Consider the following 25,217-nt stretch of genomic DNA (forward strand, 5'->3'; position numbering starts at 1 on the left):
ATCAGAGCCTGACCTCGCGGTCCCGGGTGCCCTCCGGGTCGATGACCTCGCGGATCAGCCGGAGCTCCTCGAGGGTCGGCTCGCGGGTGCGGGGGACGTCGTCCGCGATCGTCAGTGTGAAGCCGGTGGCCTCGCGGACCTGGTCGGCCGTGACACCCGGGTGCAGCGAGGCGAGACGCATCGAGCGGTCCGCGGTCGCGAAGTCGAGGACGGCGAGGTCGGTGACGACACGCGGGATGTGGTGGTAGCGGGTCGCCGACGGGCCGGCGGCCGCCGCGCTGTCGTGACCGACCCCGCTGATCATGTCGACGCGCTCGACGAACACCCGGGGGGAATGCCTGGGGACCCAGTAACTGACCGGGTTGTTCAGGGTGTTGACGGGGGCGCCGCGGACGCCGAGCAGCTGGCGGGCGGGCTGTTCCCAGTCGCCGATGCAGGAGATGTTCTGGTTGCCGAAACGGTCGATCTGGCCGGCGCCCATCATCACGTGGCGCCGGCCGCCGGTGACCATGGCGAGGTGCAGACGGTACGGCAGCCAGCCCTCGGGCGTGCCGTCGAGGCCGACGATCATCGCCTCGCCGTCGGTGAGCAGCAGATCGGGCGAGAAGGTGCGCTTGGCGAGGCGGGCGCCGACGGACGGGATCAGGCCCATCGGGCTGGCGAGCACCTCGCCGTTGTCACGCCAGGCGTCGGCGCAGGCGATCACGCAGTACTCGGCGCGGGTGGCGGGCCGGGTGTCGGGCGGTGTGGTCCCAGGGGTCGTCACTTCTGCTCCTCGTGCCAGGTCCGGACGGCCGACTGATAGCTCTTCTCGCTGCCGTCGGGGGGCAGGAAGCGGGCGGTGAACGCCGCCCAGGCGGCCGGGTCGGCGGCCGCGGTGGCGTATGCCTTCTGGAACGCCTCGTCGCGCGGGTAGTCGGGGGCGCAGGAGGTGAAGTGCGCGCCGTTCGGGGTCTCGACGACGCCGGTGACCGAGTACCGCCTGACGAGCAGGGTCTGGGGGGCGGCCCGCGCGGTCAGTTCGGCCGTCTCGACGAGCCGTTCGCAGGAGACGTACGCGGTGTCGGCGGCCTCGCAGAACAGGTCGTCGAAGTACGGGTCGGGGCCGAGGTACTGGCCGTTTCCGGCCCGGTCGGCGCGGTTCAGGTGGACCAGTGCCGCGTCCATCCGCAGGGCCGGCATCGCGACGAACTCCTCGCCGTCCGCGTACGGCGAACGCACCGTACGCAGAGCGGGGTTGACCCGCATGACGTCCGATCCGATGCCGGCCCGGACAGGCAGGAACGGCAGCCGGTTCGCGGCGGCGTGCAGCCCCCACATGAACATCGCCTCGTCCACCTCCATCAGCTCGAGGGCGCCGCACTGGCGGGCCGCTCTGAAGTGCGGTTCGAGCGGGATCGAGTCGAGAGTGGCGAAGGCCGCGACCAGTTTGCGGATCCGGCCGGCGGCGGCGAGCAGTCCGACGTCGGGACCGCCGTACGAGACCACCGTGAGATCGGTGATCCGGGACCGGAGCAGCGCACGCACGAGCGCCATCGGCTTGCGGCGCGAGCCCCAGCCGCCGATGCCGATCGTCATGCCGCTGCTGAGCCGGGAGACGACCTCGTCGGCCGTCATGGTCTTGTCGGTCACCGTCATGCCTCCTTGCCGAAGGTGTCACGGACGCGGGCGGCGGCTCCGCTGAGGTTGGCCTCGAAGGTGAAGCCCTGCTCGAAGCGGTAGCTGCGGCGGACGTCCACCGGATCGATGCCGTTGATGGCGGCCTTGGCGAGCCGGATCAGGTACCCGTCCTTCCGGGCGATCTCACCCGCCAGCTCCAGTGCCGCTTCCTGGAGTTCGGCGCGCGGGACGACTTTCCAGACCGAACCGTGGGCCTGCAGCTCGGCGGCCGTGGCGGTGCGCGAGGTGTAGTACAGCGTGCGCATCAGATGCTGCGGGACGAGCCGGGCGAGATGCGTCGCGGCGCCGAGTGCGCCCCGGTCCAGCTCGGGCAGGCCGAACGTCGCGTCGTCGCTCGCCACGATCGCGTCGGCGTTGGCGGCCAGGCCGATGCCGCCGCCGAGGCAGAAGCCGTGCACCGCGGCGACGACCGGCACCTCGCACTCGTACACCGCGGCGAACGCCTCGAAGCAGCCGCGGTTGGCGCCGATCAGGGTGTCGTGCCCGGAGTCGCGCTGCATCTCCTTGATGTCGACGCCCGCATTGAACCCGCGCCCGGCGGCGGCCAGGACGACACAGCGGACCTCGGGGTCGCGGCCCGCCGCGCGGAGTGCGTCCGCGAGGTCGTACCAGCCCTGCACAGGCAGGGCGTTGACGGGCGGGTGGTCGACGGTGACGACGGATACGCCCTTGACGGGGCTTGCGGTGGAGACACCCATGAGCGGATCAGCTACCTTTCCACCAAACATTTGTTAGGTGTGGAAGGTAGCAGCCTGCCCCCGCATCGCCAACAAGGAGATGTGAGATGACCGCAAGCAGCGACGGACACGGCACGGGGCTCTGTGCGGGGCGTGTGGTGATCGTGACGGGGGCCGGGCGAGGGCTCGGCCGGGCCCACGCCCTCGCCTTCGCCGCCGAGGGGGCGAAGGTCGTGGTCAACGACCTGGGTGTCGGACTCGACGGGGCCGGCGGGTCGTCCCCCGGACCCGCCCGGCAGGTGGTCGACGAGATCGAGGCGGCGGGCGGCGAAGCGGTGGCCCACGGCGGTGACATCGCGACCGGTGCGGGCGCGGCCGGGCTGGTCGCGGCCGCCCTGGACACCTACGGGCGGCTGGACACGCTGGTCAACAACGCGGGCTTCCTGCGCGACCGGATGCTCGTCAACCTCGACGAGGACGACTGGGACGCGGTGCTGCGCGTCCACCTCAAGGGCCACTTCCTCACGCTGAAACACGCCGCGGCGCACTGGCGGGCCGAGACCGAGGCGGGCCGTACCCCCGCCGCCCGGGTGATCAACACCAGTTCGGGCGCGGGGCTGCTCGGCAGCGTCGGCCAGGGCAACTACTCCGCCGCGAAAGCCGGGATCGTCGGCCTGACACTGGTCGCCGCGGCGGAGATGGGCCGGTACGGGGTCCAGGTCAACGCGATCGCTCCGGCGGCCCGCACCCGGATGACCGAGCAGACCTTCGCGGAGACGATGGCGGCGCCGGAGGAGGGGACGGGGGCGTTCGACGCGATGGCACCCGAAAACGTGTCACCGCTGGTGGTGTGGCTGGGTTCGGCCGCGAGCGACGGGGTGACCGGGCGGGTCTTCGAGGCGGAGGCGGGCCGGATCACGGTGATGGAGGGATGGCGCCCGGGCCCTTCCGTGGACCGGGGCGCGCGGTGGGCGCCGGCGGAGGCGGGGGAGGCCACCCGGAAACTGCTGGCGGAGGCGGGGACGGGGCTGCCGGTGTACGGGGCGCGGTGACGGGCGGAATGGTGCCGGCAACGGCGGGTCTCCGGTGATTGAGGAGCGGGGGGCGGGGGTGGCGCACCCCCGGCTCGGGGAAGAGGTGGGTGAGGGACACCGCACGCCGTGGGCGCGCCGATCCCACCGCCCACGCTCATGTGTCGCAGTCCAGCACCGTGCGGCAGAGCGCACACCGCACCCGCACCCGCCCCCGCACCGCGACCCGGATCCGCTGAAGGCACGTCGGGCACGCGAACGAGACCCGCAGTCCGTCCGGTCCGGCTTCGAAGGCGTAGGGAACACCGGGGACGGGGGCCGCGGTCGTGCCCGGATGGTCCTGGGCGTACCGGCGGACCTTCGCGTAGCGCCGTCGGCCCGCCCATCCCGCCGCCGTGAGAGGTGGCTGCCGGGCGTCCTGCTCCGCCCGCGCCCGTCCCGCCGCGAACGCCTCGTAGGCCTGCGGGCTGGTGAACCAGGGTGAGGGATCCTCGTCGAAGGCGAACGCCCGCTTGGCCAGGACGTACCCGAACTCCTCAGGGGTGAGGTAGCCGAGTTTCTGGCTGGACGTGCCGTCCTCCCGGAACGCGTCGAGCAGCAGCCAGCCCGCGCCCAGATACGTCGCCGCGGTGTCGGTGAGGATCTCGTTGTCGCGTGTGCCGGGAAACTCCAGGCCGAGCCGGTGCAGCAGCACATGCATGACCTCGTGGGAGAGTGCGGCGCCGATGTCCCTGCGGTGGGTGCGGAAGCGGTCGTTGAGCTCGATGAAGTACTCGGGTCCCGCCGCGAGTTCGACACTTCCCGCATGCTCCATCGCCCGGAACGCCACGATCATGCGGGCGTCCGGCAGATGAAGGTGCTGGACCATGGCCCGCGCCACCCGCTGCGCGCCGAGATGCAGATCGTCCTGGTCGGAGAAGGCCGCGTCGGCGGGCACGAGGCTCGGGGCATAACTCCGGACACCTTCGTACGACATCCGCCGGTACAGCGCGGTGATCGCCGACCGGACGGTGTCGAGATGAGGGAAGCCGTGCACCACCGGACTGTCGCCTGTCACGTCCGCACCCCCTCCGTGACGCTCAACCGGCTTCCACTGTAGGCGGATGTGGGCCGATCGGTGGTGAGGACGTGGACGAGGTCCGTCCGCGACATTGGCCGAAAAGTGGACCTTGTGGGGTCGGTGATCACTTCCCGATAATCCGGCTCATGTCCTTGTCGGGTACATGCCGACCTTGGGCACGTGTCGACCCACCCCCCACGCACCCCCCACGAAAGAAGGCACTTCGTTGAAGCAGCTTCTGGGCACCCTGAAAAGATGTTCCGTCATAGCCGCGGTGGTCCTCGCCGCCGTCAGCCTGCAGCCCGCCGGGGCGTCCGCCGCCCCGACACCTGTCGTCGGCGGAACCCGCGCCGCCCAGGGTGAGTTCCCCTTCATGGTCCGGCTCTCCATGGGCTGTGGCGGCGCCCTCTACACCAAGAGCATCGTGCTCACCGCCGCACACTGCGTGAACGGCTCGGGCAACAACACCTCCATCACCGCCACGGCCGGCGTCGTCGACCTGCAGTCCGCCGGCGCCGTCAAGGTCAAGTCCACCAAGGTCCTGCGGGCCCCCGGCTACAACGGCGCGGGCAAGGACTGGGCGCTGATCAAGCTCGCCAAGCCCATCGACCTGCCCACCCTGAAGATCGCCACCAACACCACGTACAACAACGGCACCTTCACCATCGCCGGCTGGGGCGCCGCCACCGAGGGCGGCGGCCAGCAGCGCTACCTGCTGAAGGCCACCGTGCCGTTCGTCTCCGACGCCGACTGCCAGGACGCCTACGGCAGCGACCTCGTCCCCGGCGACGAGATCTGCGCCGGCTACGTCGACACCGGCGGTGTGGACACCTGTCAGGGTGACTCGGGCGGACCCATGTTCCGCAAGGACGACGCCGGAGCATGGATCCAGGTGGGCATCGTCAGCTGGGGCCAGGGCTGCGCCGAGCCCGGCTACCCCGGTGTGTACAGCGAGGTCTCGACCTTCGCCGCCGACATCGCCTCCGCGGCAGCCACGCTCTGACGCCGCATCATCAGCTCGGATCACCCCCGGGTGTGCCCACGTGGACGGGCACACCCGGGCCCAGCTCCGCATACGGGGCTCCCGCACCCTCCAGCTCCAGCACCCACACCTCGTTGGCGCCCGCCCGCAGCACCGGACCCGGCACGTACAGCGTCCGCTGCGGGCCCGCCGACCAGTAGCGACCCAGGCAGAAGCCGTTCACCCAGACGAACCCGCGTGTCCAGCCCGGCAGTTCGAGACCCGCATGATCCGCGGGAGCCGGTTCCGTCAGCTCGAACGACCCCCGGTACAGCCCGGTGCGTCCCTCCACGACATCCCCGAACGGCACCCCGGCCACCGCACCCGGCTCCTCGAACGCGGCCAGCCGCAGCGCCCTGGCCCGTACACCGTGCAGGTACTGCCGCTCGTGCAGCACCCCGCCGGTGATGCCCTTCGGCTCGCCCAGCCGCGGCCCGTAGTTGACCCGGCCCAGCGACTCCACCCACAGCTCGACGGACGCGGGCCCGGCCACGGGCGTGTCGAGGGTGGCACTCCCGTCGCCCAGCACGCCCTCCAGGACGCCGTTCACGTACACCACGGCCCGGTCCCGGAGCCCCGTCACCCCCAGTGCGTAAGGTCGTCGCGGACCCGGGACATCCACCTGGTAGCGCACCAGGCCCCGGTCGACGCCCAGCTCCTCGAACGTCGGCGGAACACCGGACTCCGCCGGTTCCGGGTCGCCCAGCGCCTCCAGCACGCCGGACAGCGGCGCCCACCCGGTCAGCTCCGCCCGCACCGGTGCCGCGAGTCCGGCCGGCTCCGGCGGCAGATCGGGAAGCGGACCGTCCGAGAACTCGGCGAGGACCTCCCGCAACAGCCAGAACTTCTCCGTCGGCCGCCCGTACTCGTCGATCGGGGCGCCGTAGTCGTACGACGTCACGGTCGGCAGGAAATCCTCGTCCTGCAGCGAACCGGACCGGTTGGCCCCCGCCCAGCCCGCGAAGTTCGTTCCCCCGTGCGCCATGTAGATGTTCACGGACGCCCCGCACTCCAGGATCTCCCGCAGCGCGTCGGCGGCCCGCGCGGGTTCCCGTACGACCGGCGGAGCGCCCCAGTGCGCGAACCAGCCGCACCAGAACTCCATGCACATCAGCGGGCCTTTCGGCTGGTGCCGGCGCAACACCTCGAACGCCTCACGCGCCCCCGACCCGAAGTTCGCCGTGGCGAGCAGACCGGGCACGGATCCGCCCGTCAGCATGTGGTCCTCCGGCCCGTCGGACGTGAACAGCGGCACGCTCACCCCCTGTTCGCCCAGCATGTCCGCGAGTCGTCGCAGATAGACCGCGTCGGTGCCGTAGCTGCCGTACTCGTTCTCCACCTGGACCATGATCACCGGGCCGCCGCGGTCGATCTGCCGCTCCACCACCTGCGGCAGCAGCTGCGTGAACCACCGCTCTACGGCCCCCAGATACCCGGCGTCACGGCTTCGCACACGGCGCCCGAACCGCCCCGTCACCCAGACCGGCAGCCCGCCGTTCTCCCACTCGGCGCAGATGTAGGGCCCCGGGCGGACGATCGCCCACAGCCCGGCCCGGTGCGCCGCGTCCAGGAACCGGCCCAGCGCCGCCACGTCCCGGAACACACCGGGCTCCGGCTCATGGACGTTCCACGGGACGTACGTCTCGACAGAGTTCAGACCCATGGCCCGAAGCATCGAAAGCCGGTGATCCCACTGCGCCTCGTGCACCCGGAAATAGTGCAGGGCCCCCGACAGCAGGCGTACGGGGTTCCCGTCGAGCCGGAAGTGGTCGTCCCCCACGGTGAAGTCAGCCATCGTGCTCGTACTCTCCTGTTGCGCCGGTCCCACCCCCGAAGCCGCGCGCCCCGAGGCCGCACGACGGTACGCACCACGGAGCGGGCGGACCCGGGAGGAATGCTGCAGCCACCCTCACCCCCTGGCGTGCGGCCGGTCCATGGACAAAGATCGCTGCTGTTTGGACACAATGCGCAGATCACCGAACCGACCCCGGCCGAGCGGAGCGGAGGAAGGAAAGCCGATGTCGACGTACCACACCTGGATGCGCTTCTTCACGCCCAGCCCGCTCCACCACCGGCTGGGCCTCGTCTGCCTGGGCGTCGGCCTGCAGCACGGCGCGCTGCCCACGGTCGGCCCCCGCACCCTGGACCACCATGTGGCCGTCGTGATCCACTCCGGCAGTGGCTGGTTCGGCAGCCCCGACGGCCGCCGGCTGCCCGTCACCGCCCCCAGCCTGATCTGGCTGACCCCCGGCACCCCGCACCACTACGGCGCCGACCCGGGCACCGGCTGGGACGAGAGTTTCGTCGACTTCACCGGCCCCGCCACCGCCACGTACACCGAACTCGGCTACATCGAACCGGACCGCCCCCTCGTCCCCCTCGCCGACACGGCGGGCCCGCGCGCCGCGGTGAGCCGGATCGTCCGCGCGGCCCGGCGCGGCAACCCGCTGCTCGAGGTCGAGAGCGGCGCCGCCGTCCATGAACTCCTCGTCGCCCTGCGCCGGGCCCGCGCCGATGTCAGCCCCGACGGCGACCCGGTCCTGAAGGCCCTGGCCCGCGACGCTTTCCAGCCGCTCTCGGTCGCCGAACACGCCGCCCGGCACAACATGACACCCGCCGAACTGCGCACCGCGGTACGACGCGGCGCCGGCTGCAGCCCCAAGGACTACCTCCTGGGCATCCGTCTCGGCCGCGCCAAAGAACTCCTCGCCGCGACCGAACTGCCCGTCGCCGCGGTCGCCCGCCGCGTCGGCTACGACGACCCCGCCTACTTCTCCCGCCTGTTCGCCCGCCGCGTCGGCACCGCCCCGGTCCGCTTCCGCGAACAGCAGGGCCGCGCCGTACCGGGCGGCTGGAGCGACACGATCCCCGACCCGGACCACCCACCGATGATCAGCCCCTGAGGGCTGTCCCGTAGCAGGGCCCCGGACCCGGCCGTCTAAGCTCGTCGACCATGACCACCAGCGACACCGACGAGTCCGTACGCGCGGAACTGAACCGGCTCCGCGAAAGCATCGACAACATCGACGCTGCTGTTGTCCACATGCTCGCCGAGCGCTTCAAGTGCACCCAGCAGGTCGGCCATCTCAAGGCGAACCACAGGCTGCCCCCGGCCGACCCCGACCGCGAAGCCGAACAGATCGCCCGCCTGCGCCGCCTCGCGGAGAACGCGAAACTGGACCCGGCCTTCGCGGAGAAGCTCCTCAACTTCATCATCGCTGAAGTGATCAGGCACCATGAGCGGATCGCCGGCGACCCTCCGGCCGGTGACGCAGCCGCTGAGGGGTGATCCCTCGCGTCCGTCCGCGCCCCGTCGGCCTGCACCGACCGGGTGGCGTTCGGTGGGCAGGTTCGGGGAGTGCCGTCGGGGGCTTGTGCTGACGGCGTTCGTCGCGTACGACAAGGAACGGGCCGCCGAGGCCGCCGGGCGGGACCTTCCCGTCGAGGCACCCGGCAGCCGGCTGCCTGCTCGACGGGGCCCGGTCGGCGTACCAGGCCCGAGCCGTCGGACCCCCGAACCCCGACGGCGTCGGCGAGGACCGTGATGAGGAAAGTCATCCTGATGATGTCGGTGTCCCTCGACGGATTCATCGAAGGGCCGGACGGCGACATCGGCTGGCACCTGGTCGACGACGAACTGCACAGCCATTTCAACGACGAACTCGCCGCGATGGGCGGCTTTCTGAGCGGTCGTGTCACCCATGAGCTGATGGCCGAGTTCTGGCCGACGGCCGACGCCGACCCCTCGAATGCCGGGCCGATGGCGGAGTTCGCCGTCATCTGGCGGGACATGCCCAAGCTGGTGTTCTCCAGGACCCTGGAGCGGGCCGACTGGAACACCACCGTGGTGCGGGACGTCGCCCCGGAGGAGATCTTGGCGCTCAAGGCGCAGCCGGGCGGGGACCTGGCCCTCGGTGGCGCCGATCTCGCCGCGGCCTTCAGGAAGCACGATCTGATCGACGAGTACCGCGTCTACGTCCATCCGGTGCTCATCGGCCGGGGCAAGCCGCTGTTCCGGCCGACGGACGCGAAGAGCGACCTGCGGCTCGCCGGGACCCGGAGCTTCGGCAACGGGGTCGTCCTGCTCCACCACCGGCGTGCCGAGGAGATCTCCGCGGCAGGGCGATGACCTCCCGCGCGCACTCCCGTAGGCGGCCGGACACCGCGCGCCGGCACCGCGGCCCGGGCACCGATCGCACCGCACAGCACCGGGCGGGCCGCCGACGACGTCGCGAGCGCGGTGCGCGGGGCGGTCAGGGGGAGATCTCCTCCAGTGGCCGGTTGGCCGTCTCCTCGGCGAGGGTGCCCGCCACCACCGCACCGGCCAGCGCCACCGCACCGAGCATCACGAAGACCGTGGCGACGTCGTTCCCGGCGCTGTAGACCGCGCCGACCAGGATCGGGCCCAGGATCACGCCGAGGCGATTGACCGCGCCGCCGACACTGCAGCCGAGGGCGCGCATCCGGGTCGGGTACAGCTCCGGCGTGTACAGGTACAGGCAGATGTTGGAGCCGAAGAAGCCGACGGCCGACAACGAGGTCCAGATCAGGACCTGGGCGGGGCTGTGGGCGCCGAGTGCGGCCAGGGTCAGCAGGAGCGCGGCAGAGCCCCCCAGGAAGATCGCGAAGATCTTGCGGCGGCCGAGGACGTCCACGGTGAGCGCCACCAGGAGGCAGCCGAGCAGGCCGGCGACCGAGGTGACCGTGGAGTAGAGCAGGGCGTCGGAGAGCGTGAGGCCGTACCCGTCCTTGTAGATGCTGGGCAGCCAGGACGTCACGCCGTAGTTGACGAAGTAGCCGGTGAACCAGATCGCGCCCACCACCAGGGTGCGGCGGCGGTAGCGGCCGGTGAACAGGGATCGCAGACCGGTGGCGGTGCGCTCCGCTTCGGTGGCCGCCTTCGCCGTCGTGGACCCGGGGTGTGCCGGGGGTCCGGGTGAGTGCAGGACCGGCGGCAGCGGTTCGCCTGTTGCGGCCGACACCTTCGCCTCGATCTCGTCCATGACCGCCTCGGCCTCCGCCGTGCGCCCCCGGTCCGCCAGCCAGCGCGGCGATTCGGGAACCGTGCGCTGGACGAGGAACGCGAGCAGTCCGGGGACGGCCGCGACCGCGAACATCACACGCCAGCCGGCCGCGGGCACCAGCCACGCGGCGGCCAGGGCGCCGAAGGTCAGTCCGGCCGGGAAGACGAGTTCGTACAGCAGGACGAAGCGGCCCCGCTTGAAGCTCCGGGTGATCTCGCTGATGAACGCGGCGGCCACCGGCACCTCGCCGCCGATCGCGAGCCCCTGCACGAAGCGCAGTGCCAGGAACGGTGTGAGCGACGTACAGGCGACGAGGGCGAGGCCGGCCAGTCCCGAGGCGGCCACGCAGTACGCGATCACCCGGACCCGGCCGAATCTGTCGGCCAGCCGGCCCGACAGCAGCGCGCCGATGAGCATGCCGACCGAGCCGACGGTGAGCACCGATGTGGCATCGCCGTCGGTCAGGTGCCACTCCTGCCGGAGCTCGGGCAGTGCGTACGCGATCAGCAGCTGGTCGAAGGCCTCGAAGAAGGTGACGACGCCGACGACGAGGCGGACGGTGACGTGCCAGCGGGAGGCCGGCAGCCGCTCGAAGCGGGCGGCTATGGCATCACGGGCGGTGACGGCTTCGTGGGTGGCGGCGGTGGGCCGGGTCATCGAGGGTTCCTCCTGCTCCGGGTGGGGACGGAGCGGTTGGGGAGCCAGGTGTGCGGAGAGCGGGGATGTACGGAAGTGAGCTGAGCGTACGGGGGCGGCGTGGCGGTGCGGGGCTCGTGAGCCTGTGAGACCGCCCACCACTGCCGTCGACTGCTCTCTAAGGCACCTAGCTTCTTAGGGCTTAAGTTTTATCGGTCCGGGGGTGGAGGTCGTCAAGACCCCCAGGGCAAAAGAGTTTTTACGAAGGGGTCTTGCGGGGAATTACTTAAGCGCTTAGATTTTTAGCCCTGAGGTAACCGTATCGACTGCAGGAGGCCAACTGATGCTTGCCGACGAAGTGTTGGTCGCAGGGCAGTGGCGGCAGGGCCGCGGTGCCCCCATCGAGACCGTCGACCCCGCCACCGGCCAGGTCATCGCCACCGTGCACGCCGCATCCCTCGACGACGTCGAGGACGCCGTGACCGCCGCCGTCCACGCGGCCCACGACCCTGCCTGGCGTGAGCTGCCCGCCCATCTGCGGGCCCGGCTGCTGCACCGCATCGCCGACCTCGTCGAGCGCGACGCCGACCGGCTCTCCGCCCTGCAGACCGCCGACACCGGCAAGTGCCGTACCGAGACCCGTGCCCTTGTGCTGAGCGCCGCGGGCACCTTCCGCTACACCGCCGCCGCACTGGAGACCGCCGAGGACGCGATCACCCCGTCCCGCGGCCCGTACGTCACGATGAGCGTCCACGAGCCCATCGGCGTCGTCGGCGCGATCACGCCGTGGAACTCGCCCATCGCCAGCGACGCCCAGAAGCTCGCCCCCGCACTCGCCGCGGGCAACGCGGTCGTCCTCAAGCCCGCGGAGTGGACCCCGCTCGTCGCCCTCGCCCTCGGCCGCCTCGTCCACCAGGCACTGACCGAGGCCGCACTGCCCACCGCACTGCTCTCCGTGCTGCCCGGCCGCGGCAGCGTCATCGGCGACGCGATCGTCCGCCACCCGGCCGTCGGAAAGATCACCTTCACCGGTGGCACGAGCACCGGCCGCTTGCTCGCGCACGCCGCCGCCGACAAGCTGATCCCCGTATCGCTGGAGCTCGGCGGCAAGTCGCCGACGATCGTCTTCGACGACGCAGACATCGAGCAGGCCCTGGCAGGCGTCATGTACGGCGTCTTCTCCTCCAGCGGCCAGAGCTGCATCGCCGGATCGCGGCTCTTCGTCGCCCGCTCGCGGTACGAGGAATTCGTCGGCGAACTCGTCGCCCGCACCGAGAAGCTGCGCGTCGGACCCGGCACCGACCCGGACACCCAGGTCGCCCCCCTCGTCCACCACAAGCACCGCGACAGCGTCGCCGCCTACGTCGACCTGGCCCGCGAAGAGGGAGCCACCGTCCGGTGCGGGGGAGCGGCCCCCGAAGGCGACTCCTACCGCGACGGCGCCTACTACCTCCCCACCGTCCTCGACGGCCTCCCCAACACGGCCAGGGTCTGCCAGGAAGAGATCTTCGGCCCCGTGCTCGTCGCCCTGCCCTTCGACGACGAGGACGACCTCGTCGCCCAGGCCAACGACAGCGTGTACGGCCTCGCCTGCGGACTGTGGACCCGGGACCACGCCAAGGCCTGGCGGGTCGCCCGCCGTATCGACGCCGGAACGGTCTGGATCAACACGTACAAGCAGTTCAGCATCTCCACCCCGTTCGGCGGGCTGAAGGACAGCGGCATCGGCACCGAGAAGGGCCGCGACCTGATCCGCGGCTACCAGAGGCAGAAGTCCCTCTACTGGGGCACCGGCAGCGCCCCGCTGCCCTGGGCCGCCAACTGATGCCGACAGACGAGGAGCCGGAGAACCAGATGACTCACCAGAACCGCACGGCGTACGAGAACGTCCACGCCCGCCCCGCCGTCCTGCCCGAACCCGTCGCCCGGCTGCGCGCCCTGCGCTCCGTCGAGCTGCACACCCCCGCCTTCACCGAGTCCACCGACTTCTACACCGAGGTGTGGGGTCTGGAACCCGTCGAGCAGGACCGCGACGCCACCTGGCTGCGCGGCACCGGTGAAGAACACCACGTCCTCGCCCTCACCCGCGGCGAACGCAACGGCCTCGGCCGCATCACCTTCGCCGTGGCCACCCCCGCCGAGATCGACGAGGCCGCCCGCCGTCTCCTCGCCAGAGGCATCGTCCCCGTCGCCGGACCCGGCCCGCTCGACCAGGTCGGCGGCGGATACGGACTCCGCTTCACCGACCCCGAGGGCCGGCTCATCGAACTCAGCGCCCAGACGCATGCCGTCACCCCGCGCGGCCGGGACGCCGCCGTGCCCGTCGGTGTCACCCACACCGTCCTCAACACCACAGACATCGATGCCGCCGTCGCCTTCTACACCTCGGTCCTCGGGCTGCGCGTCTCCGACTGGTCCGAGCACCAGATGGCCTTCCTGCGCTGCAACGCCGACCACCACTGCATCGCCTTCAACCAGGCCGCATGGGCGTCGCTGAACCACGTCGCGTACGAGATGACATCGGTGGACCACTTCATGCGCGGCCTCGGCCGGCTCCGCCACCACGGCATCAACCCGCAGTGGGGGCCGGGCCGGCACGGACCCGGCAACAACACCTTCTCGTACTTCACCGACCCCGCCGGACTCGTCTGCGAATACACCTCCGAGGTCGCCCAGATCGTCGAGGACACGTGGATCGCCAAGGTCTGGCGGCGCACCCCCGACCTCTCCGACCTGTGGGGGACCGCAGGTCCGCCGTCCCAGAAGATCCGCTGCCACATGGCCGGCGAACCCGACGCCGGGCCCCTGGCCCCAGCCACCGACGAGGTGTCCGCATGACCACCACCACCGACCGACCCACCTCCGTCGACCGCACCGCGCACCCCACGCGTCCCGTGCGCCGCATCGGACTCGTCGGCTGGGGCGCCATCGGCCGCGTCGTCGGCACCGCCCTCACCGAAGGCCACATCCCCGGCGCCGAGCTGACCTGCATCATCGACAACCGGCCCCTCGTCGACGCCCCCGCACCCCAGCTGTCCTTCGAGGACGCACTCGCCGTCTGCGACCTCATCGTCGAAGCCGCCGGCCAGGCCGTTGTGCGGGAGTGGGCCGAGCGGGTCCTCGACAGCGGAACCGACCTGCTGATCGCCTCCACCGGAGCGCTCGTCGACCCCGGACTCGTCGACCGGCTGCGCGCGGCAGGCCCGGGACGCGTCTATTTCACCGGCGGCGCCGTCGGCGGACTCGACCTCCTCCAGGCCGTACGGGGAATGGGTGCCCTCACCTCCGTACGCCTGACCACGACGAAGCTGCCCGCCACCCTGCACCAGCCGTGGATGGACGCCGAACTCACCGAACGGCTGCGGACCGCCACCGGACCCGTCGAGGTGATGCGCGGTACCGCCCGCGACGTCCCGGTGAAGTTCCCCAAGTCCACCAACGTCGCCGCGTCCGTGGCCCTCGCTACCGGCGACCCGGACCTCGTCGAGGTCGTCGTCGTCGCCGACCCGGCCGCCACCCTCACCCGGCACGTCATCGAGGCGGACGGCCCGCACGGCACCTACCGCTTCGAGGTCGCCCACCGGCCCGACGCCACCAACCCGGCCACCAGCCAGGTCGTGCCGCACGCCGTACTGCGCAGCCTCGCAGCCGTCGTCGGCCGGGCAGGGCAGATCCTGTGACCGCCACCCTCACCACCGCGGCCGTCCACACCCAGGAGGCCGGGAACCCCGACGCACCGCTGCTGCTCTGCCTGCACGGCATCGGCTCCTCCTCCGCCGCCTTCGCCCCGCAGCTCGCCGGACTCTCCGACCAGGTACGGGTCGTCGCCTGGGACGCCCCCGGGTACGCGGCCTCCACCGACCCCGGCCGGGCCCCCGGCCTCGACGGGTACGCCGACACCGCGGCCGCGCTGATCCGTGACCGCGGCGGCCGCGCCCACGTCCTCGGCGTCTCCTGGGGCGGCGTCATCGCCCTGCGTCTTGCCGCCCGCCACCCCGACCTCGTCGAGTCCCTGATCGTCGCCGACTCCAGCCGCGGCTCCGGCACCGACCCGGACAAGGCGGCCGCCATGCGCGCCCGCGCGGCGCAGCTCGCCGCCGAAGGCCCGGACGCCTTCGCCGCCGCCCGCGGCCCGCGTCTCGTCTCCGCCGACGCCCCCGACGAACTCGTCGAGCGCGTCGTGGCGACCATGGCCGCCTCGATCCGTACCCCCGGATACGGCTACGCCGCCGACGCGATGGCCGAGGCCGACCTCACCGCCGACCTGCCCGCCATCACCGCACCGGCCCTCGTCCTCTGCGGTGAACAGGACACCGTCACCGGACCGAAGGAGTCCCAAGCCATCGCGGGCGGCCTCACCAAGTCCGTGTACGTGACCCTCTCCGGCGCCGGACACCTCTCCAACCAGGAACGGCCCGAGGCCTTCAACGCCTGGGTCCGCGCCCACCTCCACGTCGTCGCCCGCACCCCCGCGTGACGACGGCCCGCCCCCACCCGCACCAACGAACCGAGGAGCAACCCGTGCCCATCGACAACACCCCCTACGAGACCGACGGCGACCTCGCGAAGTACACCGACTCGCTCATCGCCACCAAGGACTCCCGCGAGCCCGACTGGAACACCCTCTCCTTCCAGGCGAAGGCCGGCGACCAGTACAAGCGCGCCCAGATCCGCTACGTCGGCTCCGGCGCCACCGGCAACCACGAGAACGACAACCGCATCATCCCGTCCGGCGGCTTCACCTTCTCCAACATGCTGCTGCCGCCCGGCGCCGAGGGCCCCGAGCACACCCACCACGACGTCGAGGAAGCCTTCTTCGTCCTCGAGGGCCAGGTCAGGGTCGGCATCCACCGTGGCGCCGACGAGGCCGAGTACCGCACCCTCGGCTACCGCGACATGATCGTCGTGCCCGCCGGAGTGGCCCGCTCGCTGAAGAACGAGGGCGACACCGACGCCCTGTTCTGCGTCATCATCGGCACGCAGAAGCCGCAGGTCCCGACGTACCCCGAGCACTCCCCGATGCACGGCATCACCCGCGACTGATGGCCGCCGACGACACCCCCCGTACAGCGGACGCCCCCCGTACGGTCGTCGTCACCGGCGCCGGCCGCGGCCTGGGACTGGCCGCGGCCCGCCGGATCGGCGCCGACGGCTACCGCGTCGTCATCGCCGAACTCGACGAACGGACCGGCAAGCAGGCCGCCGACGACCTGCGCGCCGACGGCATCACCGCGGACTTCCACCCGCTCGACGTCGCCGACCCGCACTCCGTCGACGCCCTCGCCGCCACCCTCGCCGGCGACGGCACCACGCTCCACGGCCTGGTCAACAACGCCGGTCTGGCCAACGCGGTCGGCGGGAAGCCGTTCCACGAGATCGACGTGGAGGCGTGGGACCGCATCATGACGGTCAACGCCCGCGGTCCCTGGCTCGTCGCCCGTGCCCTCCTGCCGCTCATGAAGGCGGGCGGCGGCCGGATCGTCAACCTCGCCTCGGACGCGGCGCTGTACGGGTCGCCCCGCCTCGCCCACTACATCGCCTCCAAGGGCGCCGTCATCTCCCTGACCCGGGCCATGGCCCGCGAGACCGGAGACCTCGGCATCACCGTCAACGCGGTCGCCCCCGGACTGACCGAGGGGGAGTCCTCCGTAGACATCCCCGCCGAACGGCACGAGCTGTACCGGCTGAACCGGGCGATCTCCCGGCCCCAGCAACCGGCGGACCTGGTCGGCCTGATCGCCTTCCTCGTCGGCGACGAGTCCGGCTACATCACCGGCCAGACCTTCGCCGTCAACGGCGGCTTCACCATGCACTGACCCCGCGGGCATCACCGCCGCACCGGACCACCCCCACGGGGCCCCGGTGCGGCGACCACCCCGGGACACCTCCCTCACACCAAGGAGTACGAGATGGACCTCGGCCTCGCCGACCGCAGCATCCTCGTCACCGGCGGCAGCTCCGGCGTCGGCCTCGCCACGGTCCGCATGCTGCTCGCCGAAGGTGCCCGCGTCGCCACCTGCGGCCGCCGCGCCGACGCCCTCACCGCCGCCCTCGACGGACTCGCCGGACCGGACAGACTCCACCACGCCCCCTGCGACGTACGCGACGAAGCGGCAGTCAAGGCGTTCACCGAAGAAGCCGCCGACCGCTTCGGCGGCCTCGACGGCCTCGTCAACAACGCCGGCGCCTCCCGGATGAAACCCTTCGCCGAGACCACCGCCGACGACTGGCGCGACGAACTCGAACTCAAATTCTTCGGCGTCCTCAACCCCCTCCACGCCGCCCTGCCCCACCTGCGCAAGTCCGGCAACGCCTCCGTCGTCAACATCAACGCCGTACTCGCCAAACAGCCCGAGACCCGGCTCATGACCACCAGCGCCGCCCGCGCCGGCATCCTCAACCTCTCGACCTCCCTGTCGAAGGAACTCGCCCCCGACGGCATCCGCGTCAACTCCGTCTGCCTCGGCCTCGTCGACACCGGGCAGTGGGAACGCCGCTACGCGGCATCCGGCAGCCCCCTCGACTACGCCGCCTGGCAGGCCGAACTCGCCGCCGACCGGGGCATCGCACTCGGCCGCCTCGGCAACGCCGACGAAGTCGCGTACGCCGTCACCACCCTCCTCTCACCCCGGGCGTCGTACATCACCGGCACCACCGTCGACGTCTGCGGCGGCGTCAACCGATCCGTCGCATAACACCCACCCCCCACCCCGTTCACGTACCTCAGGAGCGCAACGACATGACCCAACCCAACGGCGGCGACCTGCTCGTCGAGACGCTGCGCGGACTCGGCGTCGACACGGTGTTCGGCATCGTCAGCGTGCACAACCTGCCGCTCGTCGAAGCCGTGGACCGCGACCTGCGCTTCGTCCCCGTGCGCCACGAAGCCGCCGCAGTCAACGCGGCCGACGGCTACGCCCGCGCCACCGGACGCCTCGGCTGCGCCCTCACCAGCACCGGCACCGGAGCGGGCAACGCGGCCGGCTCCCTCATCGAGTCCCTCAGCTCCGGCACCCCCGTCCTCCACATCACCGGCCAGATCGACAGCGAATACCTCGGCTCCGGACGCGGCTTCATCCACGAGACCAAGGACCAGCTCGGCATGCTCCGCGCGGTCTCCACCCACGCCGTCACCGTGACCGACGCCGCCGACGCGGGCGACATCCTCCGCGACGCCGCCGCCCGCGCCCTCACCGCCCCGCACGGCCCCGTCAGCGTCGAATGGCCCATCGACCTGCAGTTCGCCCCCCAGCAGCTGACCGGCACCCCCGTACCCGTCAACTCACCCCCGGCCTTGCCCGACCCGGCACTCCTCGACGAAGCCGCGGCCCTCCTCGCCGCCGCACACCGGCCCCTCGTCTGGGCCGGCGGCGGAGCCAACAGCGCCCGCCCCGAACTCGCGGCACTCCTCGACGCGCTGAACGCCGGACTCGTCACCTCCAACTCCGGCCGCGGCTCCGTCCCCGAGTCCGACGAACGCGTCCTCGGCAACTACGCCACCGCCCCCGCCGGACGCGCCCTCCTCGCCGAAGCCGACGTGCTGCTCTCCGTCGGCACCCACTTCCGCTCCAACGAGACCGCCGACTACAGCCTCGAACTGCCTTCGGCGCACATCCAGCTGGACCTCGACCCGGCCGCCCCCGGCCGCGTCTACCCGGCCACCTGCGCCCTGCACGGCGACGCGGCCGCCGTCCTCACGGCCCTCCTGGAACGCATCAGCGGCAGCGGTACGGAGACGGACTGGCCGGCCCGCGTACGCAAGGCCCGTAACGACGCCCGCAGCGCACAACGCCACGCGATCGGCCCGCAGGCCGCAGTCAACGACGCGATCCGCGACGCCTGCCCGCCCGCATCCGTCATCGCCCGTGACGTCACCATCCCCTCCTCCACCTGGGGAAACCGGCTGCTGGAGATCACCGACCCGGCGACCAACGTCTTCCCCCGCGGCGGAGGCATCGGCCAAGGTCTCGCCATGGGCATCGGCGCCGCACTCGGCCGCCCCGACACCCCCACCGTCGTCATCGCAGGCGACGGCGGCCTCGCCGTCCACCTCGGCGAACTCCTCACCCTCGCCCAGGAGAGGCCCCGGCTCACCCTCCTCGTCTTCAACGACGGAGGCTACGGCGTCCTGCGCAACATGCAGGACACCCACTTCCCCCGACGCTCCGGAGTCGACCTCACCACCCCCGACTTCGCCACGCTCGCCGCCGCCGTCGGACTGCCGTACGCCCGGATCGCCACCGAAGCGGACGCGGGCCCCGTCATCAAGGAAGCCACCGCCTCCGACGGTCCCACCCTCGTCGAGATCGACCTCGCCGCACTCGGCCCGATGAACACACCGTTCACCCCGCCCGTCAAGCTCCCTTCGACCGCCACCGGACAAGGAGGCGACCCGCGATGACCACCGACGGACAAGAACTCCAGCTCGACCTGCTCGTCCACCGCATGACCTGGGAAGCCGACGGCGTCCTCGGCATCGAACTCACCCGCCCGGACGGCACCCCCCTCCCCGCCTGGGCGCCCGGCGCACACATCGACGTACACACCGGCGGCCACATCCGCCAGTACTCCCTGTGCTCCGACCCCGCCGACCCCACCCGCTGGCGCATCGGCATCCTCAAGGAACCCGCATCCCGCGGCGGCTCCGCCCACATCCACACCCAGCTGCGGCCCGGCCAGACCCTCCGCGTCCAAGGCCCCCGCAACCACTTCGAACTCGACGCCGAAGGCAACGCCGGCAGCTTCCTCTTCATCGCAGGCGGCATCGGCATCACCCCGATCCTCGCCATGGCCCGCGAAGCGACCCGCCGCGCCATCCCATGGCGCCTCGTCCACGGCGGCCGCACCCGCACCTCCATGGCCTTCGGAGCCGAACTCACCGCACTGGCCGAACTCCCCGGCGGATCGGTCGAGTTCGTCCCCCAGGACGAGCAGGGCCACATCGACCTCGACACCCTCCTCGGCGACCTCCCCGCAGACACCCAGGTCTACTGCTGCGGACCGGAACCCCTCCTCGCCGCCGTCGAGGAACGCTGCCCCACCGCCCGCACGGAACGCTTCGCCGCCCCGACGGCAGCCCCCCGCGACGGAGAGGACACAGGCTTCGACGTCGTCTGCTCCCGCACCGGAACCACCGTCCAGGTCGGCCCCGACACCTCGGTCCTGGACGCACTCGAAGGCGCAGGAATCTCCGTACCCTCCTCCTGCCGCGACGGCATCTGCGGCACCTGCGAGACCAAGGTCCTCGAAGGCACCCCCGACCACCGGGACTTCCTGCTCTCCGACACCGAGAAGGCCACCGGCGCGTCGATGATGCCCTGCGTCTCCCGCGCCTGCACCCCGCGCCTCGTCCTCGACCTCTGAACCACCCCCGAAGGGAGCCGACATGACCACCCCGCAGTACCTCAACCCCCACCAGGCACGCACCGCCGACCCCACCCCGTACGAGAAGAAACTCGCCGCGGTGATCGAGGACGTCTTCGGCACCGGCGCCCACGACCTGCCCGGCCTCGTCGCCGGACTCAACGCCCGCGACCTGCCCGCCCCCGACGGCAACCCGTGGACCGAGGACACCTTCCGCACCGAGATGCGACGACTGGGAGCGTGAAACGACCATGACCACCGACACCGCAACACACACCGGCGAGACCACCCGGCCCTCCGAAGTCGCGCGCCCCGGCAACCGCACCGCCGACCGCCTCTTCACCACCGGCATACGCAATCAGTGGTACGCCGTCTGCCCCTCCGACTCCGTCCCCGCCGGCGGCATGAAGCGCCTCACCCTCCTCGGCGAGGAATGGCTCCTGTTCCGCCGCGCCGACGGCACCCTCCACATGCTCGAGGACCGCTGCCCCCACCGCGGCGCCCGGCTCTCCCTCGGCAAACACCTCGGCGACCGGATCGCCTGCTGGTACCACGGCGTCCAGGTCGACGGCACCGGCACCGTCGCCGCCGTACCCGGCCTGGCCGGCTGCAACCTCGAAGGCAAACAGCTCGTCGCCGCACCCCACGTCATCGAGACCGGCGGCGCGATCCTCGCCTACTTCGGGGACGACGAACACCCCGAACCGGCCCCTCTCGTCCTGCCGGAACAGCTCACCGACCCCGACGTCTCGGCCTTCCTCTGCTACGCGGAGTGGAACGTCAACTGGCGCTACGCCGTCGAGAACCTCCTCGACCCCATGCACGGGTCGTTCCTGCACCGCGACTCGCACAGCATGTCCGAAGGGCAGACCACCGCCCGCTTCCGGATCCGCGAGACAGAACGCGGCTTCTTCTTCGAGAAGACCGACCAGAGCGGCGTGAACTTCGACTGGGTCGAACTCTGCCGCACCGGCGTCGACTGGGTCGACCTGACCATCCCGTACCCGCCCACCGCCGGCCCCGGCGGCCCCTTCGGCATCGTCGGCATGGCCACCCCGATCGACGAGGACCGCTGCGCCGTCTTCTTCTGGCGCTACCGCCGCGTCACGGACTGGCAGCGCGACACCTGGCGCTTCCTGTACAGGACCGTGCTGGAGGACCGCCACTGGGACGTCCTCGAACAGGACCGGATCATGCTCGAAGAACTCCGCAGCGACGCCGACCAGGCGGAGAACCTCTACCAGCACGACCTGGGCGTCGTCCGCGTCCGCCGCATGTACCGCACCGAAGCAGAGGCCCAGGCCAAGGCGAACACCACCGGCTGAGCCGCCCCGGACACCAAGATGTCCCGATCGCCGGACCGGCTCGATCACCGAGCCCGTCCGGCGATCCAGGTTCACGCACCGGCCGGGCGGAGCGACTCCGAGCGCGTGCGGCAGATCGAGCGCGTCCGGCGACCGAGGACAGAGCTGCCACCGGGCGACCCCGGCCCTACGCCTCCTCGGCCGCCCCGTCCTCCGCCGCGAGCACGGACCGCTCCAGCTTCTCCAACAACCGCGCCAACTGCCGGCACTCCGCAGGAGTGAGCCCCGCCAGCATCCGCCGCTCGTTCTCCAGATGCTCAGAGAACAACTCGTCGATCGTCGACAGACCCTCGTCCGTCAGCCGCGAATGCACCACCCGACGGTCCTGCGGATCCCGCTCCCGCAGAATCAGCCCGTCCTTCTCCAGCCTGTCGATCCGCAACGTCACACCGGCCGAACTGATCAGCCCGGAATCCGCCAGCTCACCCGCCGTACGACGAAACGGCGCACCCGCCCTGCGCAACGCGGTCAGCACATCGAACCCCGCCATCGACAGGCCCTTGCGCTCCACCGGCCGCGAAATCGCCGCGCTGTACCGCAAGAACGCCCGATGCAGCCGGCCGAACACCTCCAGCGGAGCCGTATCCAGATCCGGCCGCTCCCGCCGCCAGTCCTCGACGATCGACGCCACCGCATCCTGCCGCGTCGCGGAAGCCGTCCTCTTCGCCATCCCGGGCACCCTCCGTGCAGGAACAACACAATGGGTAAGAATCTTAGCCCTCAACGGCCACCCGCAGCCGCGCACCCACCCACGCACCGCGCCCCGCCCACCGCGCACTCAGCCCTGCGAGAACCCCACTGCGCAGCCCCCGCACCATGCGGCAGCATGGATCCATGTCCGTACTGACGCGCAACGAAGCGCAGACCCGAGCCCAGCTCCTCGACGTACACCGGTACACGATCGACCTCGATCTGACCACGGGGGAGGACACCTTCGACTCCCGCACCGTCATCCAGTTCACCGCACTCGCGGCCGGAGACACCTTCGTCGAACTCAAGCCCGCCACCCTGCGCTCCATCAGCCTCGACGGACACCCCCTCGACCCCGCCGACCTCACCGAGAACCGGTACCCCCTCACCGCACTCGCCGCCGGCCCGCACGAACTGCGCATCGACGCCGCCATGCGCTACTCCCGCACCGGCGAAGGCATGCACCGCTTCACCGACCCCACCGACGGCGAAACGTACCTCTACACCCAGCTCTTCATGGAAGACGTGCAACGCGTCTTCGCCGCATTCGACCAGCCCGACCTCAAATCCGTCTTCGCCCTCACCGTCACCGCCCCCGAGGGCTGGACCGTCCTCGGCAACGGCATCGCCGACCACACCGGCAACGGCCGCTGGACCATCGCCCCCACACCACTGATCTCCACCTACCTCGTCGCCGTCGCCGCAGGCCCCTGGCACTCCGTCACCACCCAGCACGCCGGACTGCCCTTCGGCATCCACTGCCGCCGTTCCCTCGCCCCCCACCTCGACGCCGACGCCGACGAAATCCTCGACATCACCCGCGCCTGCTTCGACCGCTACCACGAGAAATTCGACGAGCCCTACCCCTTCGACTCCTACGACCAGGCCTTCGTCCCCGAATTCAACGCCGGCGCCATGGAGAACCCCGGGCTCGTCACCTTCCGCGACGAATTCATCTACCGCTCAGCCGTCACCGACACCGAACGCCAGACCCGTGCCATGGTCATCTCCCACGAAATGGCCCACATGTGGTTCGGCGACCTCGTCACCCTCGCCTGGTGGGACGACATCTGGCTCAACGAGTCCTTCGCCGAATACATGGGCTACCAGACCCTCACCGAAGCCACCCGCTTCACCGACACCTGGGTCGACTTCGGTGTAGCCCGCAAGGGCTGGGGATACGACGCAGACCAACGCCCCTCCACCCACCCCGTCGCCCCCGACCCCGCCGCCGTCCCCGACACCGCGTCCGCCATGCTCAACTTCGACGGCATCTCCTACGCCAAGGGCGCATCCGCCCTGCGCCAACTCGTCACCTGGCTCGGCGAAAAAGACTTCCTCACCGGCATCAACACCCACTTCGCCCGACACAAATTCGCCAACGCCACCCTCGCCGACTTCATCGACAACCTCGCCTCGGCCACCGACCGCAACGTCCATGCCTGGGCCGATCAATGGCTCCGCACCACCGGTGTCGACACGCTCACCCCCCACATCGACGAATCGGACGGCGCCTGGTCCATCACCGTCGACCAGCACGGCCACCGCCCCCACCGCATCGCCGTCGGCGCCTACGACCACGCCATCGACACCCAGCCAGGACCCGACCGCCTCATCCTGCGCGACCGCTTCGAGCTGGACGTCCCCCACAACAACACCGCCAAGCACCACACCGGGCGCCGCCCCGCCCTCGTCGTCCCCAACGACAACGACCTCACCTACGCCAAGGTCCGCCTCGACCCCGAATCGTGGAACACCGCACTCCACACCCTCTCCGGCATCCCCGACGCCCTCACCCGAGCCGTCATCTGGAACACCGCCCGCGACATGGTCCGTGACGGCGAACTCCACCCCACCACCTACCTCCGCACCGCCCGCACCCACCTCCCGCACGAAACCGACCTCGCCCTCGTCCAAGGCGTCCTCACCTTCGCCGACACCCAGATCACCCGCCGCTACACCACCCCCGACAACCGCCCCGCCGCCCACGCCACCCTCACCGACCTCTGCCGCGACCTCATCCGCCGCACCGAGGACGGCACCAACCCCGGCCTCCGCCTCACCGCCGTACGCCACCTCATCGACGCCGCCACCCAACCCGACACCATCCAGGACTGGCTCACCAACGGCAGCGTCCCCGGCGGCCCCGAACTCGACCCCGAACTCCGCTGGCGCATCCTCACCCGGCTCGCCGTCCTCGGCGCCACCGACGAAACCGCCATCGCCACCGAACTCGAACACGACCCCAGCGCCACCGGCCAGGAAGGCGCCGCCCGCTGCCGCGCCGCCCTCCCCACCCCCGAAGCCAAAGCCGCCGCCTGGCACAGCCTGTTCGACGACGACACCCTCTCCAACTACCTCTTCAGCGCCACCGCCCAAGGCTTCTGGCAACCCGAACAGGCCGACCTCGTCCACACCTACGTCCCCCGCTACTACCCCGAAGCCACCGCACTCGCCGCCCGCCGTGGCCCCGCCATCGCCGAAGCCGCAGGCCGCTACGCCTTCCCGCACTACGCCATCGACACCGACAACCTCCACCACGGCGAGCAAGCCCTGAACGACCCCACCCTCATCCCCGCCCTCCACCGCAAACTCACCGACCAGATCGACGACCTGCGCCGAGCCCTCGCCGTACGCAACGCCCACTGATCCACCACACCGACACCCCACA

Annotated in this window: 24 protein-coding genes; 17 read left to right on the forward strand and 7 right to left on the reverse strand. The window is 71.2% G+C overall.

All coding sequences use genetic code 11. The features are described from left to right. Position 1 precedes the first annotated feature (1 nt). Genes OG963_RS32555 through OG963_RS32565 form a run of 3 tightly spaced genes read right to left on the reverse strand, consistent with a single transcriptional unit; the run spans position 2 to position 2,378 of the window. Entirely contained in the window at positions 2-766 is a 765-nt protein-coding gene (locus tag OG963_RS32555) for a CoA-transferase subunit beta (RefSeq protein WP_093929650.1), read from the reverse strand. Beyond that, entirely contained in the window at positions 763-1,617 is an 855-nt protein-coding gene (locus tag OG963_RS32560) for a CoA transferase subunit A (protein ID WP_371126301.1), read from the reverse strand. The genes OG963_RS32555 and OG963_RS32560 overlap by 4 nt, the downstream gene beginning before the upstream one ends. A 17-nt stretch (positions 1,618-1,634) precedes the next feature. Further along, a complete protein-coding gene (locus OG963_RS32565) occupies positions 1,635-2,378 on the reverse strand; it encodes an enoyl-CoA hydratase family protein (RefSeq protein ID WP_093771713.1) in 744 nt (247 codons plus the stop codon). Between the two features lie 86 nt (positions 2,379-2,464). Here OG963_RS32565 and OG963_RS32570 point away from each other — a divergent pair, with 86 nt between their 5' ends. Next, positions 2,465-3,409: an SDR family oxidoreductase gene (locus OG963_RS32570; RefSeq protein ID WP_093929651.1), complete on the forward strand. Its 945-nt coding sequence runs from the start codon at positions 2,465-2,467 to the stop codon at positions 3,407-3,409. 136 nt (positions 3,410-3,545) lie between these two features. Here OG963_RS32570 and OG963_RS32575 read toward each other — a convergent pair whose 3' ends face one another. Beyond that, positions 3,546-4,445 carry a hypothetical protein gene (locus tag OG963_RS32575; RefSeq protein ID WP_093771717.1) on the reverse strand — a complete coding sequence of 300 codons (900 nt, stop codon included), beginning with the start codon at positions 4,443-4,445 and terminating at the stop codon, positions 3,546-3,548. A 229-nt stretch (positions 4,446-4,674) separates the two neighbouring features. Here OG963_RS32575 and OG963_RS32580 point away from each other — a divergent pair, with 229 nt between their 5' ends. Continuing rightward, complete coding sequence (locus OG963_RS32580; RefSeq protein WP_093771719.1) at positions 4,675-5,451, forward strand: serine protease; 777 nt, start codon at positions 4,675-4,677, stop codon at positions 5,449-5,451. A 10-nt stretch (positions 5,452-5,461) separates the two neighbouring features. On the opposite strand, the gene OG963_RS32585 is transcribed toward OG963_RS32580, so the two are convergent. Then, positions 5,462-7,264: a beta-galactosidase family protein gene (locus OG963_RS32585; protein ID WP_371799742.1), complete on the reverse strand. Its 1,803-nt coding sequence runs from the start codon at positions 7,262-7,264 to the stop codon at positions 5,462-5,464. 223 nt (positions 7,265-7,487) lie between these two features. Between OG963_RS32585 and OG963_RS32590 the strand changes: the two genes are divergently transcribed. The 3 genes from OG963_RS32590 to OG963_RS32600 all read left to right on the forward strand — a co-directional run bounded on the left by OG963_RS32590 (position 7,488) and on the right by OG963_RS32600 (position 9,598). Further along, entirely contained in the window at positions 7,488-8,372 is an 885-nt protein-coding gene (locus OG963_RS32590) for an AraC family transcriptional regulator (protein ID WP_030919553.1), read from the forward strand. Between the two features lie 50 nt (positions 8,373-8,422). Further along, complete coding sequence (locus tag OG963_RS32595) at positions 8,423-8,758, forward strand: chorismate mutase (RefSeq protein ID WP_093771723.1); 336 nt, start codon at positions 8,423-8,425, stop codon at positions 8,756-8,758. A gap of 255 nt (positions 8,759-9,013) precedes the next feature. Beyond that, positions 9,014-9,598 (forward strand): dihydrofolate reductase family protein, encoded by a 585-nt coding sequence (locus tag OG963_RS32600; protein ID WP_371799743.1) that lies wholly within the window; start codon positions 9,014-9,016, stop codon positions 9,596-9,598. A 124-nt stretch (positions 9,599-9,722) separates the two neighbouring features. Here OG963_RS32600 and OG963_RS32605 read toward each other — a convergent pair whose 3' ends face one another. Further along, entirely contained in the window at positions 9,723-11,150 is a 1,428-nt protein-coding gene (locus OG963_RS32605) for an MFS transporter (protein ID WP_319325406.1), read from the reverse strand. A gap of 322 nt (positions 11,151-11,472) precedes the next feature. Here OG963_RS32605 and OG963_RS32610 point away from each other — a divergent pair, with 322 nt between their 5' ends. The 11 genes from OG963_RS32610 to OG963_RS32660 all read left to right on the forward strand — a co-directional run bounded on the left by OG963_RS32610 (position 11,473) and on the right by OG963_RS32660 (position 21,817). Continuing rightward, the gene (locus OG963_RS32610; protein WP_093771729.1) at positions 11,473-12,954 is read left to right on the forward strand and encodes an aldehyde dehydrogenase; all 1,482 of its coding nucleotides are present in this window, start codon (positions 11,473-11,475) and stop codon (positions 12,952-12,954) included. A gap of 29 nt (positions 12,955-12,983) precedes the next feature. Next, a complete protein-coding gene (locus tag OG963_RS32615; protein WP_051878069.1) occupies positions 12,984-13,967 on the forward strand; it encodes a VOC family protein in 984 nt (327 codons plus the stop codon). Continuing rightward, positions 13,964-14,809: an aspartate dehydrogenase domain-containing protein gene (locus OG963_RS32620; RefSeq protein WP_093771731.1), complete on the forward strand. Its 846-nt coding sequence runs from the start codon at positions 13,964-13,966 to the stop codon at positions 14,807-14,809. The genes OG963_RS32615 and OG963_RS32620 overlap by 4 nt, the downstream gene beginning before the upstream one ends. Further along, positions 14,806-15,606: an alpha/beta fold hydrolase gene (locus OG963_RS32625; RefSeq protein ID WP_093771733.1), complete on the forward strand. Its 801-nt coding sequence runs from the start codon at positions 14,806-14,808 to the stop codon at positions 15,604-15,606. The genes OG963_RS32620 and OG963_RS32625 overlap by 4 nt, the downstream gene beginning before the upstream one ends. 44 nt (positions 15,607-15,650) lie before the next feature. Further along, on the forward strand, positions 15,651-16,172 hold the full coding sequence (locus OG963_RS32630) for a cupin domain-containing protein (protein WP_093771735.1): 522 nt from the start codon (positions 15,651-15,653) through the stop codon (positions 16,170-16,172). Continuing rightward, on the forward strand, positions 16,172-16,945 hold the full coding sequence (locus OG963_RS32635; RefSeq protein WP_327423691.1) for an SDR family oxidoreductase: 774 nt from the start codon (positions 16,172-16,174) through the stop codon (positions 16,943-16,945). The genes OG963_RS32630 and OG963_RS32635 overlap by 1 nt, the downstream gene beginning before the upstream one ends. Before the next feature lie 93 nt (positions 16,946-17,038). Further along, on the forward strand, positions 17,039-17,824 hold the full coding sequence (locus OG963_RS32640) for an SDR family oxidoreductase (protein ID WP_030919579.1): 786 nt from the start codon (positions 17,039-17,041) through the stop codon (positions 17,822-17,824). A 44-nt stretch (positions 17,825-17,868) separates the two neighbouring features. Beyond that, positions 17,869-19,530 (forward strand): thiamine pyrophosphate-binding protein, encoded by a 1,662-nt coding sequence (locus OG963_RS32645; protein ID WP_093771739.1) that lies wholly within the window; start codon positions 17,869-17,871, stop codon positions 19,528-19,530. Continuing rightward, complete coding sequence (locus OG963_RS32650; protein ID WP_371799744.1) at positions 19,527-20,492, forward strand: 2Fe-2S iron-sulfur cluster-binding protein; 966 nt, start codon at positions 19,527-19,529, stop codon at positions 20,490-20,492. The genes OG963_RS32645 and OG963_RS32650 overlap by 4 nt, the downstream gene beginning before the upstream one ends. Before the next feature lie 22 nt (positions 20,493-20,514). Continuing rightward, entirely contained in the window at positions 20,515-20,736 is a 222-nt protein-coding gene (locus tag OG963_RS32655; protein ID WP_030919589.1) for a recombinase-like helix-turn-helix domain-containing protein, read from the forward strand. A gap of 7 nt (positions 20,737-20,743) precedes the next feature. Next, positions 20,744-21,817 (forward strand): Rieske 2Fe-2S domain-containing protein, encoded by a 1,074-nt coding sequence (locus OG963_RS32660; RefSeq protein WP_371799745.1) that lies wholly within the window; start codon positions 20,744-20,746, stop codon positions 21,815-21,817. Between the two features lie 166 nt (positions 21,818-21,983). Here OG963_RS32660 and OG963_RS32665 read toward each other — a convergent pair whose 3' ends face one another. Further along, a complete protein-coding gene (locus OG963_RS32665) occupies positions 21,984-22,526 on the reverse strand; it encodes a MarR family winged helix-turn-helix transcriptional regulator (RefSeq protein ID WP_030919593.1) in 543 nt (180 codons plus the stop codon). 164 nt (positions 22,527-22,690) lie between these two features. On the opposite strand from OG963_RS32665, the gene pepN reads away from it, so the two are divergent. Next, entirely contained in the window at positions 22,691-25,195 is a 2,505-nt protein-coding gene (gene pepN / locus OG963_RS32670) for an aminopeptidase N (RefSeq protein ID WP_093771747.1), read from the forward strand. The last annotated feature ends 22 nt before the right edge of the window (positions 25,196-25,217 follow it).

The organism is Streptomyces sp. NBC_01707 (genome assembly GCF_041438805.1).
GTDB lineage: Bacteria > Actinomycetota > Actinomycetes > Streptomycetales > Streptomycetaceae > Streptomyces.

Coding starts and splice junctions, on each gene's coding strand:
- OG963_RS32560 (WP_371126301.1), bottom strand. CDS start 1,617: ATGACGGCCGACGAGGTCGTCTCCCGGCTCAGCAGCGGCATGACGATC.
- OG963_RS32565 (WP_093771713.1), bottom strand. CDS start 2,378: ATGGGTGTCTCCACCGCAAGCCCCGTCAAGGGCGTATCCGTCGTCACC.
- OG963_RS32570 (WP_093929651.1), top strand. CDS start 2,465: ATGACCGCAAGCAGCGACGGACACGGCACGGGGCTCTGTGCGGGGCGT.
- OG963_RS32585 (WP_371799742.1), bottom strand. CDS start 7,264: ATGGCTGACTTCACCGTGGGGGACGACCACTTCCGGCTCGACGGGAAC.
- OG963_RS32590 (WP_030919553.1), top strand. CDS start 7,488: ATGTCGACGTACCACACCTGGATGCGCTTCTTCACGCCCAGCCCGCTC.
- OG963_RS32595 (WP_093771723.1), top strand. CDS start 8,423: ATGACCACCAGCGACACCGACGAGTCCGTACGCGCGGAACTGAACCGG.
- OG963_RS32600 (WP_371799743.1), top strand. CDS start 9,014: ATGAGGAAAGTCATCCTGATGATGTCGGTGTCCCTCGACGGATTCATC.
- OG963_RS32605 (WP_319325406.1), bottom strand. CDS start 11,150: ATGACCCGGCCCACCGCCGCCACCCACGAAGCCGTCACCGCCCGTGAT.
- OG963_RS32610 (WP_093771729.1), top strand. CDS start 11,473: ATGCTTGCCGACGAAGTGTTGGTCGCAGGGCAGTGGCGGCAGGGCCGC.
- OG963_RS32615 (WP_051878069.1), top strand. CDS start 12,984: ATGACTCACCAGAACCGCACGGCGTACGAGAACGTCCACGCCCGCCCC.
- OG963_RS32620 (WP_093771731.1), top strand. CDS start 13,964: ATGACCACCACCACCGACCGACCCACCTCCGTCGACCGCACCGCGCAC.
- OG963_RS32635 (WP_327423691.1), top strand. CDS start 16,172: ATGGCCGCCGACGACACCCCCCGTACAGCGGACGCCCCCCGTACGGTC.
- OG963_RS32640 (WP_030919579.1), top strand. CDS start 17,039: ATGGACCTCGGCCTCGCCGACCGCAGCATCCTCGTCACCGGCGGCAGC.
- OG963_RS32645 (WP_093771739.1), top strand. CDS start 17,869: ATGACCCAACCCAACGGCGGCGACCTGCTCGTCGAGACGCTGCGCGGA.
- OG963_RS32650 (WP_371799744.1), top strand. CDS start 19,527: ATGACCACCGACGGACAAGAACTCCAGCTCGACCTGCTCGTCCACCGC.
- OG963_RS32655 (WP_030919589.1), top strand. CDS start 20,515: ATGACCACCCCGCAGTACCTCAACCCCCACCAGGCACGCACCGCCGAC.
- OG963_RS32660 (WP_371799745.1), top strand. CDS start 20,744: ATGACCACCGACACCGCAACACACACCGGCGAGACCACCCGGCCCTCC.
- OG963_RS32665 (WP_030919593.1), bottom strand. CDS start 22,526: ATGGCGAAGAGGACGGCTTCCGCGACGCGGCAGGATGCGGTGGCGTCG.
- pepN (WP_093771747.1), top strand. CDS start 22,691: ATGTCCGTACTGACGCGCAACGAAGCGCAGACCCGAGCCCAGCTCCTC.